We start from the raw sequence: 16,998 nt of genomic DNA on the forward strand, positions 1-16,998 counted from the left end.
CACGTCCCCACCGACCACCCGTCGAACACCATGAAGGAGTTGCCCACGTGGCAGACCACTACGAGACCCTCGGCGTGAGCCGTGACGCCTCGTCCGACGACATCAAGAAGGCATATCGCCGACTCGCCCGCGAACTGCACCCCGATGTGAACCCCTCGCCCGAGGCGGCGGAACAGTTCAAGGCCGTCACGTACGCCTACGACACCCTGAGCGACCCGCAGCGCAGGCGGCAGTACGACCAGGGCGGTGGCCAGGCCGGCGGGTTCGGCTTCGGCGACATCTTCGAGACCTTCTTCGGGCAGGCGTCCGGTGGCGGCCGCCGCGGCCCCCGCTCCCGCGCGGAACGCGGCCAGGACGCGCTCGTGCGCGTCGAGCTGGATCTCGACGAGGTCATCTTCGGCACGCACCGTGATGTCAAGGTCACGACCGCCGTCGTGTGCGAGGACTGCCACGGGTCGTGCTGCGCCCCCGGCACCTCTCCCGTCACGTGCACCGTCTGCGGCGGGACGGGCAGCGTCCAGCAGCAGGTCCGCTCGATCCTCGGTATGATCGTGACGCAGCAGGCGTGCACGAACTGCCGCGGCTACGGCACCGTGATCGAGCACCCGTGCCCGACCTGCTCGGGGCAGGGGCGCGTCCGCAGCGAGGTCACGATCCCCGTCGACATCCCCGCCGGGGTGGACTCGGGGCTTCGGATCCGCCTCCCCGGGCAGGGCGAGGCCGGGCCGGCGGGTGGGGCGAACGGTGACCTCTTCCTCGAGATCCGGGTGCGCCCCCACGAGGTCTTCTCCCGCGACGGCGACGATCTGCGGTGCGTCCTCGAGGTCTCGATGGTCGATGCGATCCTCGGGACGTCGACCACGCTGCAGGCACTCGACGGCGATGCGGAGCTCGAGGTGCCCTCGGGCGTCCAGTCGGGCGAGGTGCTCACGATCAAGGGCCGGGGCATCATGCGGCTGCAGTCGACCGTGCGCGGCGACCTCGACGTCGCCATCCAGGTCGTGACGCCGACGAAGGTCGACGGGCGCGCGAGGGAGCTGCTCGCGCAGTTCGCCGAGCGCACGAAGCCCGAGGGCCCGAGGCTCGTCCGCGAACGACAGGGACTCTTCTCGAAGATCCGCGACCGGTTCGGTCGCTGACGTGGCCTGGCTCTACGTCGCCGACGACCTCGATGCGGCGCTCGGGGTCGGGGACCGCGCATCCCTCACGGGGGAGGAGGCCCGCCATGCCGCGTCGGTCGCCCGCGTGCGCGTCGGCGAGCGGATCACGATCTCCGACGGTCGTGGTCTCGGCGTGAGCGGTCCTGTCGCGGCGGCCGACCGCGACCGGGTCACGATCACGGTCGAGACCATCGTGCGCGACGAGCCGGCGCGCCGGACGCTGCGTCTCGTGCAGGCGCTCGCGAAGGGTGGTCGGGACGAGCTCGCGATCCAGTCCGCGACGGAACTCGGTGTCGACGAGATCGTTCCGTGGCAGGCAGCGCGCAGCGTGTCGAGATGGGACGCCGCCAAGCGCGGGAAGGCACTCGCACGCTGGCGCGGCATCGTGCGCGAGGCCGCGAAACAGAGCATCAGGCTGACGATCCCGACGGTCCTCGAGCCCGTCGACACCGCGCACCTCGCCGACGACTGCGCCGACGAGCGTGCCGATGATCTCGTCCTCGTCCTCGTGCCGGGGGCGGATCGGGAGCTACCCGCCGTCCTGGCGGAGTCCACGGCCCGCGAGGCGCGACGCCTGACGCTCGTCGTCGGCCCCGAGGGCGGCATCGACGAGCGAGAGGTGTCGGCGCTCGTCGGGGCCGGTGCCGTCCCCGTGTCGCTCGGTTCGCGCGTGCTGCGCACGTCCACGGCGGGCGCCGCCGCGCTCGCCGTCGTCTGGGGCGTCCGTCGGCTCCTCGACGGGATCGACCCGGGTCCCGGCGCGTCCGGGACGGGTAGGATCGACGCATGACGAGCGACGCCCCCTCGATCTTCACCCGCATCATCGACCGCGAGATCCCGGCCGACATCGTCTTCGAGGACGACCGGATCATCGCGATCAGGGACATCAACCCGCAGGCCGAGGTGCATCTGCTCGTGGTGCCCAAGCGTCCCGACTTCCGCGACGTCACCGAGCTCGCCGCGGGTGACCCCGCGCTCCTGGCCGACATGGTCGGTGTCGCGAAGCAGCTCGCCGAGCGCTTCGCCGACGGGCAGTTCCGCCTCGTGTTCAACAACGGCCCCGAAGCCGGTCAGACCGTCTTCCACGTGCACGCGCACGTCCTGGCCGGTGACCTCTCGGAAGGACGACTTGCCTAGTGACGACCGCCCCGTCGGGGGTGACCGCCCCGTCGGGGGTGAGGAGACGCGCAGCGTCTCCGGCGAGTTCATCGAACGCACGGTCACGGTCGAGGGCGTCGCCATGGTGCGCCTGCTCGGCCCCGGTGACCGCCTGCTGAAGACCGTCGAGCGGGAGCATCCGCGCGTTCGCGTCCTCGCACGCGGGAACGAGCTGACCCTGTCCGGCGAGCGCGGCGACGTCGGGCGAGCCGAGGCGCTCATCCGCGAGCTCGTCGAGCTCGCGCGGGGCGGCGTCGATCTCGAACCGGGCGAGGTGTCGCGCTCGCAACAACTGCTCGATCGCGACGGGCCCGCTCCCTCGGACGTCCTCGGGCAGGCCATCGTGCAGGCCCGTGGCCGCATCATCCGCCCGAAGACGCTCGGCCAGAAGCGCTACGTCGACGAGATCGACGCGAACACGATCGTGTTCGGGATCGGCCCCGCGGGCACGGGCAAGACCTACCTGGCGATGGCGAAGGCCGTGCAGGCCCTCCAGCGCAAGGAGGTCGAGCGGATCATCCTGACGCGGCCCGCCGTCGAGGCGGGGGAGCGGCTCGGCTACCTGCCCGGCTCGCTCAACGACAAGATCGACCCCTACCTGCGACCCCTGTTCGACGCCCTCGGTGAGATGCTCGACCCCGAACTGGTCGTGAAGCTCATGGCGACGGGCGGCATCGAGGTCGCGCCGCTCGCCTACATGCGTGGACGCACCCTCAACAACAGCTTCGTCGTACTCGACGAGGCGCAGAACACGACGCCCGAGCAGATGAAGATGTTCCTCACGCGTCTCGGCTTCGGGTCGAAGATGGTCGTGACCGGCGACATCACGCAGGTCGACCTCCCGACGGGCGCCTCCGGGCTCAAGCTCGTGACGCGCGTCCTGCGGGGGATCGACGACATCGCCTTCTCGGAGCTCACGAGCGACGACGTCGTGCGCCACACGCTCGTCGGACGCATCGTGGACGCCTACACGGCCTACGACGCGACGACGCAGGCGCAGCAGCACGAACGACACGAGCGCCGTGGACCGCGCGGCGGAGGAGCCCGATGAGCATCGAGATCAACAACGAATCGGCCGCCGAGATCGACGAGGCGCGCGTCCTGCGCCTCTCGACCTTCGCACTCGACCAGCTGCACGTGCATCGGGACGCGGAGCTCGCGATCCAGTTCGTCGAGGTCGGCGTCATGGAGGAACTGCACGTCCAGTGGATGGACGAGCCCGGGCCGACCGACGTCCTGAGCTTCCCCATGGACGAACTGCGTCCGGGGACGGCCGACCGCCCGACCCCGCCCGGACTCCTCGGCGACATCGTGCTCTGTCCCGAGGTCGCGGCCGCCCAGGCCGCCGAGAACGGGCAGTCGACGATGGACGAGATCTGCATGCTCACGGTCCACGGCATCCTCCACCTGCTCGGGTTCGACCACGCGGAGCCCGAGGACGAGCGGCAGATGTTCGGACTCCAGCGCGAACTCCTCGCCGGCTTCGCGGCCGAGGACCGGAGGCGAGGGCACGCGTGACCCTCGTCGCACTCGTCGCCGCGGTCGTCGTCATGGTCGCCGTGAGCGGCCTGTTCGCCGCCGCCGAGACCGCGATCGGCTCGTCCTCACGGGCCGATCTGGAGGAGTACGCGGAGCGCGGCGGTCGAGCGTCCGGCGCGATCCGCCGCATCGCCCTCGACCCGCGGGGCCACACGAACGCCCTCACCTTCGCGCGCGTCCTGTTCGAGACGATGGCCGCCGTGCTCGTGACGCTCCTGCTGCTGCAGGTGTTCGAGGCCGAGTGGGCCGTGTTCCTCGTCGCGACCGCGTGCATGATGCTCGCGTCGTTCGTCCTCGCGGGCGCGAGCCCACGATCGGTCGGCCGAGCGCACCCGCTCGGCGTGCTCATGGCGACGGGGTGGCTCGCGCGCCTCGTGCGCATCGTGCTCGGGCCGCTCGCGGAGGTCCTCGTCCTCGTCGGCGACCGTGTGACGCCGGGTCGTCCGCGCAGGGCAGGGTCCGTCACGAGCGAGGAGGAATTGCTCAGCATGGTCGACGAGGCCGCCGAGCTCGACGTGCTCGAGGACGCCGACCGCGAACTCATCCATGCCGTCTTCGATTTCTCCGGCCGCATCGTGCGCGAGGTCATGATCGCGCGCACCGACATGATCACGGTCGACGAGGACGCGACGGCCGCGACGGCACTCGACCTGTTCCTGCGGGAGGGCCTCTCGCGCGCACCCGTCGTCGGTCTCGACAGCGACCACGTGCTCGGGGTCCTCTACCTGAAGGACCTCGTGCGTCACGGTGTCGGTGCCGACCTCGCGGCCGGGAGCGTCACGGCCGCCGAGGTCGCGCGGCCCGCCGTGTTCGTCCCCGAGTCGATGCCGACGGCGACGCTGCTGCGCGAGATGCAGACGCGTTCGAACCACTTCGCGATGGTCGTCGACGAGTACGGCGGCATCGCCGGTCTCGTCACCCTCGAGGACCTCATCGAGGAACTCGTCGGCGAGATCACCGACGAGTACGACCACGACGACCACGAGGTCGAGGATCTCGGCGGCGGAGTGTTCCGCGTGTCGTCACGCATGCCCATCGGTGAACTCGGCGAGCTGTTCGACCTCGAACTCGACGACGAGGACGTCGACTCCGTCGGCGGGCTGCTCGCGAAGACGCTCGGGAAGGTGCCCGACGGGGGCGACGTCGCCGTCGTGGACGGCGTCGAACTGCGGGCGGAGCGCGTCGGCCGTCGCCGACGGGTGACCACCGTCATCGCCCGCCGGGCGCCCGGCGGACACGAGGACGACGAGGCGGCCGCACCGGCCGGGAACAGGATCGAGGCCCCATGACCGACACCGCACCCGAGACGAGCGGCAGCTACCGCGCCGGGTTCCTCACGTTCGTCGGCCGACCGAACGTCGGCAAGTCGACGCTCACGAACGCCCTCGTCGGCGAGAAGATCGTCATCACGTCACCGAAGCCCCAGACGACCCGCCGGGCCGTGCGCGGCATCGTCCACCGGCCCGACGGCCAGCTCGTGATCGTCGACACCCCGGGACTGCACCGGCCCCGCACGCTCCTCGGGGAACGCCTCAACGACGTCGTGCAGCAGACGCTCTCCGACGTCGACGTCATCGCGTTCTGCGTCCCCGCCGACGAGAAGGTCGGCCCGGGGGACCGGTTCATCGTCGAACAGATCGGACAGTTCCCGCGCCCCCGCCGCATCGCACTCGTGACGAAGGCCGAGACCGTCGGCCGCGACGTCCTCGCCCAGCGTCTCCTCGAGGTCGACGAGCTCGCGGAGTGGGACGCCGTCATCCCCGTGTCCGCGATCGAGGGCATCCAGCTCGACACGCTCGTCCGTGAGCTGATCGCCCTCATGCCCGAGTCTGACCCGCTGTACCCGGCGGACATGATCACCGAGGAGTCGTTCGAACAGCGCGCCGCCGAGCTCGTGCGCGAAGCGGCCCTCGCCGACGCGCGAGAGGAGCTGCCGCACTCGATCGCCGTGACGATCGACGACGTCGTCCTCCGGGACGATGGTTCCACGCGCGAGGTCTATGCCAACATCGTCGTAGAGCGTGACAGTCAGAAAGGGATCATCATCGGCCGTGGCGGCGAGCGACTCCGGCGGATCCGGGAGACGGCTCAGCGTGAACTCGACCGGATCTCCGAGGGCCGGACCATCCTCTCGCTCCACGTCAAGGTAGCGAAGGAATGGCAGCGTGATCCCAAGCAGCTCGGACGTCTCGGCTTCTGAGCCGACGCGCCCCGCTGCCGATCGTCGCGAGGGACGCGTGCGGGCGTTCCTGCGCCGCCATACGCGTCGGATCACGTGGACGAACTGGCTGTTCGACAGCCTGCTGGCCGTCGTCATGCAGGGCATCATCGGCTTCCCGTTCGTGTTCCTGCAGTCGTCCACGGTGTGGTTCGATCCGCAACTGATCCTGCCCGGGGTGCTGTACACGCTCGCACTCGTGATCCGTCGCTGGGGGCCGGGACTCTCGCTCGCGGTGGTGTTCGTGACGGTCGCGTTCAAGCTCCTCGCGGGCATCGATCCGCACGGCCAGGATCTCGCGATCGCGGTCATCGTGTTCACGTGCGCGGCGTACGGGAGCAGACGCAGTCTCATCACCTCGGCCGTCTCGGCGGCGGTCATCCCCGCGGCCGTCATCCTGTCCCTGCTGTGGCACGAGCCGCGCGTGCTCGGCTGGAACCTCCTCGCGAGCCTCATCGACATCGAGCCGAGCGGTTTCGTCATCGCCGCGTCGATCGTCTGGTTCCTGCTCGCCGTCGCACTGTCCATGTGCTGGCTCGGGGGACTCCTTCGGCGGATGCAGCGAGACGCCCAGGTCGCGCGGACCAAGCGCGAGGTCGCCGAGGTCGAGAGCCTGCGGAGCCGTGAACAGCTCTTCGTCGAGCAGGAGCGCAACCGGATCGCTCGTGACATGCACGACGTCGTCGCGCACTCGCTCGCGGTCGTCGTCGCCCAGGCGGACGGCGGCCGGTACGCGATGCGAACGAATCCGGCCTCGGGTGAGGAGACGCTCACGAAGATCGCCGAGATCTCCCGGGACGCGCTCGTCGAGGTCCGCGGCCTGCTCGGCCAACTCCGCCACAGTCAGCCGTCGGGGCCACAGCCGGGCTTCGCCGACGCCCCCGTCGTCCTCGAACGCATGCGGCTCGCCGGCCTCCGTATCCTGGTGGAGAGTTCGGGCGCGCCACAGTCGCTCCGACAGAACGCCGACATCGCGCTCTATCGCCTCGTCCAGGAGTCCTTGACCAACTCCCTCCGACACGGCGACCCGAACCTCCCGACGATCATCCGCATCGCGTGGGGACCCGAGCTCCGCGTCGAGGTCGAGAACACGTGCAATCCCGTTCCGCCGCCCCCGCGAGCGGACTCCGGACACGGTCTCATCGGTATGCGGGAGCGGATCGTCATGAGCGGTGGGACGCTCGAAGCGGGACGGATCGGCGACCGGTTCCACATCGTCGCCGTCGTTCCGACCGTGCCGCAGGGCGATACGGCGCCGACACGGACCGTCGACATCGTCGGATCCCGCGACCCCGTCATCGCGGGTGGGAATCCCGCGGGGATCCCCGCCGCTGGGAGCCCCGCGGGAGCGGCCGCTGCGACGGCCACGGGTGTGCGTGGCGCGCCCGGTGTCGTGCCCGGTGGCACCGCCGCGACGGAGGGAGGCCCCGGGGCGCAGAACGACGAGCCGTGTCCCGACACCACCGGCCCCGTACCGGGACCGACCGAGCCCTGCCCGGATGGCGGGCCCATCGGACCGGACGAGCGGGAGCGACTCGACCGCTGGACCGGGCCGAGTGTCCGCGGCAGCACCGACGTCCCCCGACGCGGCGACGATTCGGCCGCACCGACCTCCGGCCCGACGGTACGCTGATGAACATGACGACTCTTCCGCAGGCAGAACAGATCCGCGTCGCCCTCGTCGACGACCAGCCACTGTTCCGAGGCGGTATCCGGATGCTCATCGAGAGCCAGCCGGACATGACGTTCGTGGGCGAGGCGAGCGACGGTGCCCAGGCGGTGCACCTCGCGATGCAGATCAAGCCCGACGTCATCCTCATGGACGTCCGGATGCCCGGGACCGACGGTCTCGAGGCGACCCGCGAGATCGTGGCCCGCGGCCTGCGCTCCCGCATCCTCGTCCTCACGACCTTCGACCTCGACGAGGCGGTCGCCAAGGCCGTCGCCGCGGGCGCCTCGGGGTTCGTGCTCAAGGACGCCGATCCGGAGTTCCTGCTCGCGGCGATCCGGACCGTCCACTCCGGCGCCGAGGTGTTCGCCGCCCAGGCGACCGCCGAGCTGATCCGGCGGTTCTCCCAGTCGCCCGGCCGCCTCGGTGGTGAGCCGCCCGAGTTCGCGACGCTCACCGAGCGCGAGCGCGAGATGTTCTTCCACGCGGCGAAAGGCATGTCGAACGGCGAGATCGCGGCGCAGGAGTTCCTGAGCGAGGCGACCGTGAAGACCCACATCTCGCGCGTGCTCACGAAGCTCGATCTTCGCGACCGCGTGCAGCTCGTGGTCTACGCCTACGAGCACGGCCTGCTCTGAATCGTCGCCGCGCCGACACCCGGTGGGGCTCATCCGCCAGGATGATGGGTTTTGGGAGCGTCGGACGACGAGATCCCAGGATGTCGCGACTACCGTCGAGCGCATGACGGATCCCGACGTGCGCACGCAGCATGCGCCGCTCGGTGAGGCGACTCGCCTCGACCGGGTCGCGCTGCGCGTGGAGGGACTCACGAGGAACACGGGGAGCACGGACGCCGTGCACGACGTCGGCTTCCGCGTCGACCGAGGCGAGCTGACCGCGGTCATGGGCGCGGCGGACGGTGCCGCGGCGGGCATCATGAACGTCGCGACGGGCCTCCAACCCGCCGAGTCCGGGCACGCCTACATCGCGGGCACCGACGTCTGCGCGCTGTCGGGCGTCGAACTCGCCCGGTTCCGGCGCGCGAACATCGGCTACCTCTTCCGGGGGATCGACCTCGCGGGAAGCCGCACGGTCGTCGGCAACATCCGTCTGCCCTTCGACCTCGACGAACGGCCGATCTCCCTGCAGGACGCCCGCTGGCTCGATCGGCTCGTCACGAGCCTCGGGCTCGCCTCCCACCTCGACTGCTACCCCCACGAACTTCCGCCCGCCCAGCAGCAGCGCGTCGCGATCGCACGAGCCCTCGCCCCCCGACCCGCCCTCGTGTACGGCAACGAGCCCGGCGGCGATCTCGACGAGCGCGACCGTCGCGCGATCACCGTCCTCCTGCGCACGATGGCCATGGAGTACGACCTCGCGGTCGCGCTCGTGACCGCCGACTCCGGTGTCGGGACGGCCGCCGACCGCGTCGTCCTCGTCCGGGACGGCACGGTCGCGGGGACCCCGCGGGCGATGACGGCGGAAGAACTCGAATCGGAGCTCGCGGTCGCCGCCTGATCGCGCGATCCGCTCGAATCGGGTCGCATGCGTCCGCGAACCGTGCGACACTGCCGCGACGACACGATCCGGCTCGCGTGTCGTCCGGGGTGCTTCCGAGGTTCGCTGGAGCATCATTACGGCTGGACCTCGGAAGGACGCCAATGGATCAGTTGCTGCACGCCCGGCTCGATGTACCCGTCGTGGTGGCCGTGCTCGTCGTCGTCGTCGTCGCCATCACCGTGCTGATCGTCTTCCGGCCGCTCCCCGGGACGGACCCTCGCGCGCATCGTCGGCGGCTGCTCCTCGTCGGCGTCGTCACCGCCGCGGCGGGCCTCCTCACCGCGTGCGTCGTCTGGATCCTCGTCGACGGCATCGATCTCCTGGGTGTCCCCGTCGAAGTCGGGGCGCGCGTGGGCATCGTCCTGGGTGTCGCGCTCGCGGTGACCGGTGCGATCGTCCTCTTCGGCCGCCGGCGCGGCGGCACGGAGCGCTGGCGCCGTGTGCTCGGGGGCACCCTCGTCGTCCTGGCGCTCGTCGCCGGGGCCGCCGCGGTCAACGTCGCGGTCGGGCAGGTCCGGACCGTCGCGCAGCTCTTCCCCGCACAGGTCGCCGATGCGGCCACGGGACTGCCCGCCCGAATCGCCTCGAGCGTCGATCCCGTCGCGGAGGCGGCGTGGACGCCACCCGCCGACATGCCGGCCGCTGGCTCGACCGTGCAACTCGAGATCCCCGGCACCGCGTCCGGGTTCACCGCGAGGCCCGCCTGGATCTACCTTCCGCCCGCCGCGCTCGTCGCCTCACCGCCCCCGCTCCCGGTCATGGTGATCCTCGCCGGACAGCCGGGCGATCCGAGTGACATCCTCCAGTCCGGCAGGTTCGAACAGATCCTCGACGACTTCGCGGCCGCGCACAACGGACTCGCGCCGATCGTCGTGAGCCCCGATCAGCTCGGCGCGTCGGACGCGAACCCGATGTGCGTCGACGGCCCGCTCGGGAACGCCGCGACCTACCTCGACACGGACGTGCCGGACTGGATCGACCAGCACCTGAACGTCGCCGAGAACCGGCTCGCGTGGGCGTTCGGCGGCTTCTCCGAGGGCGCCACCTGCACGTTCCAGATCGGCCTCGCGGACAGTGCTCGCTACGGGACCGACATCGCGATCTCCGCCGAACTCGTGCCCTCGCTCGGCGATCCGGCGACGACGATCGCGAAGGGGTTCGGCGGGGATGACGCGGCGTACGAGGCCGCGAAGCCGCTCAGCGTCGTCGCGGCGCACGCGCCCTACAAAGACACCGTGCTCATCCAGGGGGTGGGCCAACAGGACGCCGTCTACTCGGGCTACGCGGCAACGCTCGAGCAGGGGGCGAAGGCCGCAGGCATCGACGCGTCGACGATCGTGTCGTCCGGCACCTCGCACGACTTCAACACCGTCGCCGACGTCCTCCAACAGGCGCTGCCCACGTACGCCGAACGCAGCGGACTGGTGAGCGCATGATCCGCGACACACTCGCACGCCTGATGCGTGTCGTCCGGGCTCGTCCCGTCACGGTGACGTTCGCGGTGACGGTGCTCGTCGTGTCGATCGTGGCACTCGTCGCGCGAGCGGTCGGGGGGCCCGACCAGGGGGACGCCGGACCGATCGGTTCGGTGCTCGCGACGGGCCTCGGCCCCGTCGTCGATGACGGCCGCTGGTGGACGGTCCTGAGCTATCCGCTCCTGACGACCGGCCCACGGCACCTCGTCCTCGCACTCGCGGTGGTCGTGGTGCTCGGCGGGCTCGTCGAACCGCGGCTCGGGACGCGGCGCAGCATCATCGCCCTCGTCACGACGACGCTCGCCGGCGCCCTCGTGGGCCTCGCCCTCCAGGGCCTGTCGGCCGCGTTGACGCTCGGCTGGTTCCCCGACGCGGACCGCGTGCTCGTGCTCGATCCGATCGCGCCCGCCGTCGGTCTCGCACTCGCGGGCTCTGCGGCACTCGACCGCATCCACCGGCGACGCACGCGCGTGTTGGTGCTCGTCGCGCTCGTCATCGGCACCGTGTACCTCGGTCAGGTCGACGACTTCGTCCGCATCGGTGCGGGACTCGCCGGCCTCGCGCTCGGTTTCGTCCTCGTCCCGCGCGAGAACGATCGCTCGTGGCGGCGGTCCACGGAGCACGAGACGCGCGTCCTGCTCGCCTCGACGAGCGCCATGCTCGGGATCGGGCCGCTGCTCGCACTCATCGAACCGCACCGGCACAGTCTCGCGGGGCCGATCGTGCAGCTCGTCGTCGGGCGGTTCGCGGAACCGCGCGCGACGAACGCGTGCCGTGTGTGGGACGTGACGGCCTCCTGCGTGCAGCAACAGACGGTCGCGGCGAGTCTCTCGCCCGTGGAGGTGCTCGTCTCGGCGCTCCCGTGGCTCGTGTTCGTCGTCATCGCGTGGGGGATCTGGCGGGGACGGCGACTCGCGATCCATCTCGGCATCGCGGCGAACCTCCTGCTCGTCGGTCTCTTCGTCTTCTATTGGATCCTCACCCCCACGGCCGCCGTCGGTGACGGTGCGCGCGCGTCGCGGCTCGACGCGACGCAGTTCGTCGTCCAGGTGGTGGCGATCCTCGTGATCCACGTGCTCGCCGCAGTGGCCCTGTGGCGCTGGCGCGCGAGCTGTCCGCTCCCGCCGGTCCGTGCGCGGGCGATCCGCGCGCTCGTGGCGGTCGTGGCTGCCGCGCTCGTCCTCATGGCGCTGTACGTCGCGATCGTCCTCGCGGATCCGTCCGCCTGGACGCCCGCCCCGACCCTCGGCACGGCGTTGCTGGAGGCACCGGAACGATTGCTCCCACCGGCGCTCCTCGCGGCCAATCCGGTCGCGTTCGACCCGGTCTCGCCACTCGCGCTCGCCCTCACGTTCGGCATCGCACCCGTCTTCGATATCGTCGTGCTGCTCGCGTGCCGTTCCGCGCTCGCGACGACCCGGCCCCACGAGCGCGACCTCGCCCCCGATCGGGTGCGCGAACTCCTCCGCCGCGGGGGCGGCGGTCCGATCGCCCACATGGCGACCTGGCCCGGGATGCGCACCTGGCTCGACACCGAGACCGGCGCGGCCGTCACCTACCGTGTCGAGCAGCGCGTCGCGATCGTGCTCGGAACGCCCTTCGGTGCACCGGACGTCGACGACCACGACGTGCTCTCGCGCTTCGCGACCGAGTCCGACACCAACGGGCTCATCCCGTGCTTCTACTCCGTCCCCATGACACTCGCCGAACGCTTCGTGGAGACGGGCTGGAGCGCCGTCGAGGTCGCGGAGGAGAGTGTCATCCCGCTCGAGGACTGGGCGATGAAGGGCAAGAAGTGGCAGGACGTCCGGTCGTCGATCAACCGCGCGGACCGCGAGGGCGTCGACGTGCGCTGGGGGCGGTTCGACGAATTGACGGCGAGCGAGCTCGAACAGGTGCGTGAGATCTCGGCCGAATGGGCCGGAGACAAGGCGCTGCCCGAGATGGGATTCACGCTCGGCGGTCTCGCGCAGCTCGACGACGACGAGGTGCTCATCGCGCTCGCCGTCGACGGTGCGGGGGTCGTGCAGGCCGTCACGAGCTGGCTGCCCGTCTGGCGGGACGAGCGGATCGTCGGCCGGACGCTCGACGTCATGCGTCGGCGCCCCGACAGCATGAACGGCGTCATGGAGATGCTCATCGCCCGCGTCGCGCAACGGCTGCAGTCGGAGGGGGCCGAGTTCCTCTCCCTCTCGGCGGCGCCGCTCGCGTCGAGCGTGCAGCACGCGGCGAGCGACAGCGGCGACGCGAGCATCCTGCAGGGACTGCTCCACGAGCTCGGTGCGCGGCTCGAACCCGTGTACGGGTTCCGGTCGCTGCTCAACTTCAAGCGCAAGTTCCAGCCGGTCATGGTGCCGCTCGGACTCGTCTACCTCGAACCGACCCAACTGCCGGCGATCGGGCTCGCGTTGACCAAGGCGTATCTGCCCGGCGTCACGGTCGGCGCGCTCGTCGACGCGTTCCGGCAGGCGCGGAATGATCGGCCCGAGTCGTGACGGCCGTGGCGCGCGCGAGCGTGCGGCCCGGTGCTACGATGTCCGACATGCTGTTCGGCACCCTCCTTCTTCGCCGCCGCGACGAGGCCTAGTCACGAAGCCTCCCTCGTCGCGGAGTTCGTCGTGGGCTTTGAATCGGACGTCCGTCCGTGACACCACAGCCGCCGACGTCACCTGACCGGCGAGCGAACGCCAGGAGCACAGTCATGAAGAACACGCAGCAGCCCTCGTCCATGCCGGTCCACCGGTACCGCGCCTTCCACGAGCAGATCCACGTCGATCTGCCCGATCGCACGTGGCCCGACCGTCGCATCGAGGTCGCCCCCCGCTGGTGTGCGGTGGACCTGCGCGACGGCAACCAGGCCCTCATCGACCCGATGTCGCCCGAGCGCAAGCGGGTCATGTTCGATCTGCTCGTCGAGATGGGCTACAAGGAGATCGAGGTCGGGTTCCCGTCCGCGAGCCAGACCGACTTCGACTTCGTGCGCAGCCTCATCGAGGAGGACGCGATCCCGGACGACGTGACGATCCAGGTCCTCACACAGTGCCGCGAGCACCTGATCAGGCGCACCTACGGGTCGCTCGCGGGTGCGAAGCAGGCGATCGTCCACTTCTACAACTCGACGTCGACGCTGCAGCGGGCGGTCGTGTTCCGCACGGACCAGGCCGGCATCATCGACATCGCGACCGCCGGTGCGCGCCTGTGCAAGCAGCTCGAGTCGCTCATCCCGGACACGGACGTGTTCTACGAGTACTCGCCGGAGAGCTACACGGGCACGGAGCTCGAGTTCGCGGCCGAGATCTGCAACCGCGTGATCGAGATCATCGAGCCGACGCCCGAGCACAAGATGATCATCAACCTGCCCGCGACCGTCGAGATGGCGACGCCGAACGTGTACGCCGACTCGATCGAGTGGATGAACCGGCACCTCGACCGGCGTGACAGCGTGCTGCTGTCGCTGCACCCGCACAACGACCGCGGCACGGCCGTCGCGGCTGCGGAGCTCGGCTACCAGGCCGGCGCGGACCGCATCGAGGGCTGCCTGTTCGGCAACGGTGAGCGCACCGGCAACGTCGACCTCGTGACCCTCGGCGTGAACCTGTTCACGCAGGGCGTCGACCCGCAGATCGACTTCTCCGACATCGACCGCGTGCGCCGCACGGTCGAGTACTGCAACCAGCTGCCCGTGCCCGAGCGCAGCCCGTGGGGCGGCGACCTCGTCTACACGGCGTTCTCCGGCTCGCACCAGGACGCGATCAAGAAGGGCTTCGAGGCGATGGAGGCCGAGGCGCAGGAGCGCGGCGTCTCCGTCGACGAGCTCGTCTGGGCGGTGCCGTACCTGCCGGTCGACCCGCGCGATCTCGGCCGCTCCTACGAGGCCGTCATCCGCGTCAACTCCCAGTCGGGCAAGGGCGGTGTCGCGTACCTGCTGAAGGAGCACCACTCGCTCGACCTGCCGCGTCGCCTGCAGATCGAGTTCTCGGGGGTCGTGCAGCGCAGGACCGACGCCGAGGGCGGCGAGATGACGGCGGCCGAGATCTGGCGCATCTTCACGGACGAGTACCTGCCTGCCGCGGAGGAACAGCACAAGTGGGGACGCCTCGAGCTGTACTCGACGCGCACCCAGTCGGAACTCGACGGTGTCGTGCGTCTCGATGTGCGGATCCGCAACGGGGACGAGACGCACGAGGCGAGCGGTGAGGGCAACGGCCCGATCGACGCGTTCCTGCGCATGCTGGGCGAGCGCGGTATCCGCGTGGAGCTGCTCGACTACGTGGAGCACACGATGTCGGCGGGCGGCGATGCGCAGGCCGCGGCGTACATCGAGCTCGAGGTCGAGGGCGATCGACTGTGGGGTGTCGGCGTCGACGGCGACATCTCGACGGCCTCGCTCAAGGCGATCGTGTCGGCGGTGAACCGCTCGCTGCGCGCGGGAACGGCCCAGCTGCAGGAAGCGGCGCCCGTCTCGGCCTGAGCGCCGCGCGCGGACGCCGCACCGAATGCCCGGTCGCGTGCGTGCCGCGACCGCGTGCCCGGTCGCGTGCGTTCCTCGACCGCGCGCGTCAGCCCGGCCTCTCCGTCGCTGAATCCAGCCGGGTTGTTGCTACCGGGCCCGGGGCCCGGTAGCAACAACCCGGCTGGATTCGTGCCGCAACGGGTCATGGGTGGCGTGGGGCGGATGCGCCGCGGATGGCGTGCGCGCCGTGTCCGTGGGTGGTGTGAGCATCTGCGCATGCAGGCCACCCGATCCGAAACCCGCCGACGCGTCCACGTGCAGGGCGCGCAGTTCTTCCTCGCCCTCGGCGACGCCGACGTCGCGCCGTCGCGCGCCGATCCCGACCCCTGGCGGCACGGGCAGCTCGTCGCGGCCTCGCACGCCGCCGGGCTCGTCGCCGTCGCCACGGGGGTCGGCGACGGCCAGGTCGGCGTCCGCCTCCGTCTCCGCCCCGAACCACCTCCGCTCACGCCGCTCGGCGAGCTCGACGAGGCGGAGGAGGTCTCCGTCCGCACCGATGGCGGCGTGCTGCTCCTCGGGAGTGGTGCCACCATGCGTCGCATCGAGCATCCCGTCGAGACGAGGGACGGGTGGGTGCGCATTCGCTGCGTCGCTCGCGGTCGGCGGGTTCGGCGGCAGACCGAGGGGGATTCCGCCGAGCGCTATCTGATCGACCTCTGGCCCGAACTCGACATGCCCCGCCTCACCCATCGGGTTCGTCTGCGCAACCGCCGCGCGGGCAGCTGAACGGGCCGCCGCGCAGCATCCTCGGTGCGTGGTCGTGCCTCGGTGCGCGTTCGCGCATCCGCGGAGGACGTTCGAGCGTCCCGATTCGAGAGCCGGTCCTGGTTCGTGAGCCGGACCTAGCCGGCGGTCTCGCCGTCCTCGCGTCGTGCGTCGCCCATTCGACGGCGTCCCCGCGTCGCGCGTCGGTCCCTCGCGTCGCGTTCGCGCTCCTCCGACTCGATGCGCTCCCGGACGACCTCGATGGGCTTCGTCCGGGGCGTGTGCAGGCTCGACGCGTCGACGATGTCGGCGTCGCTGAAGCCGCCGCGGGGCCCGAGGCGTCGTCGCACACGCGACGGCACACGCAGGGACATCTGCTCGGGGAGTGAGAGCCCGAACCACACGGACGACATGCGGACCGCCGCCGTGACGCCCGCACACACCGACATGGCGCCCACGCCCTCGAGCCCGAACGCGTACGAGATCATGAACGCGCCCGAGCCCGCGAGCGCGGCGAAGGCATAGAACGAGCCCGCATACAGCACGCCGACGGGCATGCCGAGCAGCAGATCGCGGACGACCCCGCCGCCGGCCGCCGTGACGGTGCCGATGAACAGACAGGGCAACAGCGGGAGGCCGAACTCGACCGCCTTCGCCGTGCCGACGGCGCAGAAGAACCCGAGCGCCGCGGCGTCGAGGATCTGGATCGCCATGCCGGCCCGCGCAAGTGCCGGCTGCAGGAGCATGCCGACGATCGCGGCGACGAGCGCGGTGAGCAGGTACGTGTCGGTCGACATCGCCGCGGGGCGGATACCGATGAGCACGTCACGGATGACACCGCCGCCGAGCCCCACGGCGACACCGAGGATCGCGATACCGAGCCAGTCGAGGCGCTTGCTCCGGAACTCCCCGGCGACGAGCGTCCCGGCACCGGCGCCGACGGCGATCGCGCCGAGGTCGAGCCACTCCGGGATCGCGTTGAGCGAACCGTGCATGCACGC

Annotated in this window: 15 protein-coding genes; 14 read left to right on the top strand and 1 reads right to left on the bottom strand. The window is 70.8% G+C overall.

What is annotated here, in order from left to right:
• Positions 1–47: 47 nt before the first annotated feature.
• The 14 genes from dnaJ (at position 48) to HNR16_RS05320 (ending at position 16,018) form a co-directional block, all read left to right on the top strand.
• On the top strand, positions 48–1,139 hold the full coding sequence (gene dnaJ, locus HNR16_RS05255) for a molecular chaperone DnaJ (RefSeq protein WP_158040437.1): 1,092 nt from the start codon (positions 48–50) through the stop codon (positions 1,137–1,139).
• 1 nt (position 1,140) lies between these two features.
• Entirely contained in the window at positions 1,141–1,950 is an 810-nt protein-coding gene (locus HNR16_RS05260; protein WP_158040436.1) for a 16S rRNA (uracil(1498)-N(3))-methyltransferase, read from the top strand.
• Positions 1,947–2,297: a histidine triad nucleotide-binding protein gene (locus HNR16_RS05265; protein ID WP_158040435.1), complete on the top strand. Its 351-nt coding sequence runs from the start codon at positions 1,947–1,949 to the stop codon at positions 2,295–2,297. Before HNR16_RS05260 ends, HNR16_RS05265 begins: the two co-directional genes overlap by 4 nt.
• A complete protein-coding gene (locus HNR16_RS05270) occupies positions 2,290–3,369 on the top strand; it encodes a PhoH family protein (RefSeq protein WP_377700672.1) in 1,080 nt (359 codons plus the stop codon). Before HNR16_RS05265 ends, HNR16_RS05270 begins: the two co-directional genes overlap by 8 nt.
• The gene (gene ybeY / locus HNR16_RS05275; protein ID WP_158040434.1) at positions 3,366–3,836 is read left to right on the top strand and encodes an rRNA maturation RNase YbeY; all 471 of its coding nucleotides are present in this window, start codon (positions 3,366–3,368) and stop codon (positions 3,834–3,836) included. The genes HNR16_RS05270 and ybeY overlap by 4 nt, the downstream gene beginning before the upstream one ends.
• A complete protein-coding gene (locus HNR16_RS05280) occupies positions 3,833–5,146 on the top strand; it encodes a hemolysin family protein (protein ID WP_225737840.1) in 1,314 nt (437 codons plus the stop codon). The genes ybeY and HNR16_RS05280 overlap by 4 nt, the downstream gene beginning before the upstream one ends.
• The gene (era, locus tag HNR16_RS05285; RefSeq protein WP_158040433.1) at positions 5,143–6,057 is read left to right on the top strand and encodes a GTPase Era; all 915 of its coding nucleotides are present in this window, start codon (positions 5,143–5,145) and stop codon (positions 6,055–6,057) included. Before HNR16_RS05280 ends, era begins: the two co-directional genes overlap by 4 nt.
• A complete protein-coding gene (locus tag HNR16_RS18755) occupies positions 6,023–7,708 on the top strand; it encodes a sensor histidine kinase (protein ID WP_158040432.1) in 1,686 nt (561 codons plus the stop codon). The genes era and HNR16_RS18755 overlap by 35 nt, the downstream gene beginning before the upstream one ends.
• A gap of 5 nt (positions 7,709–7,713) precedes the next feature.
• Positions 7,714–8,382, top strand: coding sequence for a response regulator (locus tag HNR16_RS05295; protein WP_158040431.1), 669 nt, complete (start codon positions 7,714–7,716; stop codon positions 8,380–8,382).
• Positions 8,383–8,485: 103 nt separating this feature from the next.
• Positions 8,486–9,262 carry an ATP-binding cassette domain-containing protein gene (locus tag HNR16_RS05300; RefSeq protein ID WP_158040430.1) on the top strand — a complete coding sequence of 259 codons (777 nt, stop codon included), beginning with the start codon at positions 8,486–8,488 and terminating at the stop codon, positions 9,260–9,262.
• A gap of 143 nt (positions 9,263–9,405) precedes the next feature.
• Positions 9,406–10,740 (top strand): alpha/beta hydrolase, encoded by a 1,335-nt coding sequence (locus tag HNR16_RS05305; protein ID WP_158040429.1) that lies wholly within the window; start codon positions 9,406–9,408, stop codon positions 10,738–10,740.
• Positions 10,737–13,274 carry a bifunctional lysylphosphatidylglycerol flippase/synthetase MprF gene (locus HNR16_RS05310; RefSeq protein ID WP_158040428.1) on the top strand — a complete coding sequence of 846 codons (2,538 nt, stop codon included), beginning with the start codon at positions 10,737–10,739 and terminating at the stop codon, positions 13,272–13,274. The genes HNR16_RS05305 and HNR16_RS05310 overlap by 4 nt, the downstream gene beginning before the upstream one ends.
• A gap of 206 nt (positions 13,275–13,480) precedes the next feature.
• A complete protein-coding gene (gene leuA, locus HNR16_RS05315; RefSeq protein WP_158040427.1) occupies positions 13,481–15,250 on the top strand; it encodes a 2-isopropylmalate synthase in 1,770 nt (589 codons plus the stop codon).
• Positions 15,251–15,508: 258 nt separating this feature from the next.
• The gene (locus tag HNR16_RS05320) at positions 15,509–16,018 is read left to right on the top strand and encodes a hypothetical protein (RefSeq protein WP_158040426.1); all 510 of its coding nucleotides are present in this window, start codon (positions 15,509–15,511) and stop codon (positions 16,016–16,018) included.
• A gap of 116 nt (positions 16,019–16,134) precedes the next feature.
• On the opposite strand, the gene HNR16_RS05325 is transcribed toward HNR16_RS05320, so the two are convergent.
• Complete coding sequence (locus HNR16_RS05325) at positions 16,135–16,992, bottom strand: trimeric intracellular cation channel family protein (protein WP_179558113.1); 858 nt, start codon at positions 16,990–16,992, stop codon at positions 16,135–16,137.
• Positions 16,993–16,998: the final 6 nt, after the last annotated feature.

The sequence above is a fragment of the Pseudoclavibacter chungangensis genome, from assembly GCF_013410545.1.
Lineage (GTDB): Bacteria > Actinomycetota > Actinomycetes > Actinomycetales > Microbacteriaceae > Pseudoclavibacter > Pseudoclavibacter chungangensis.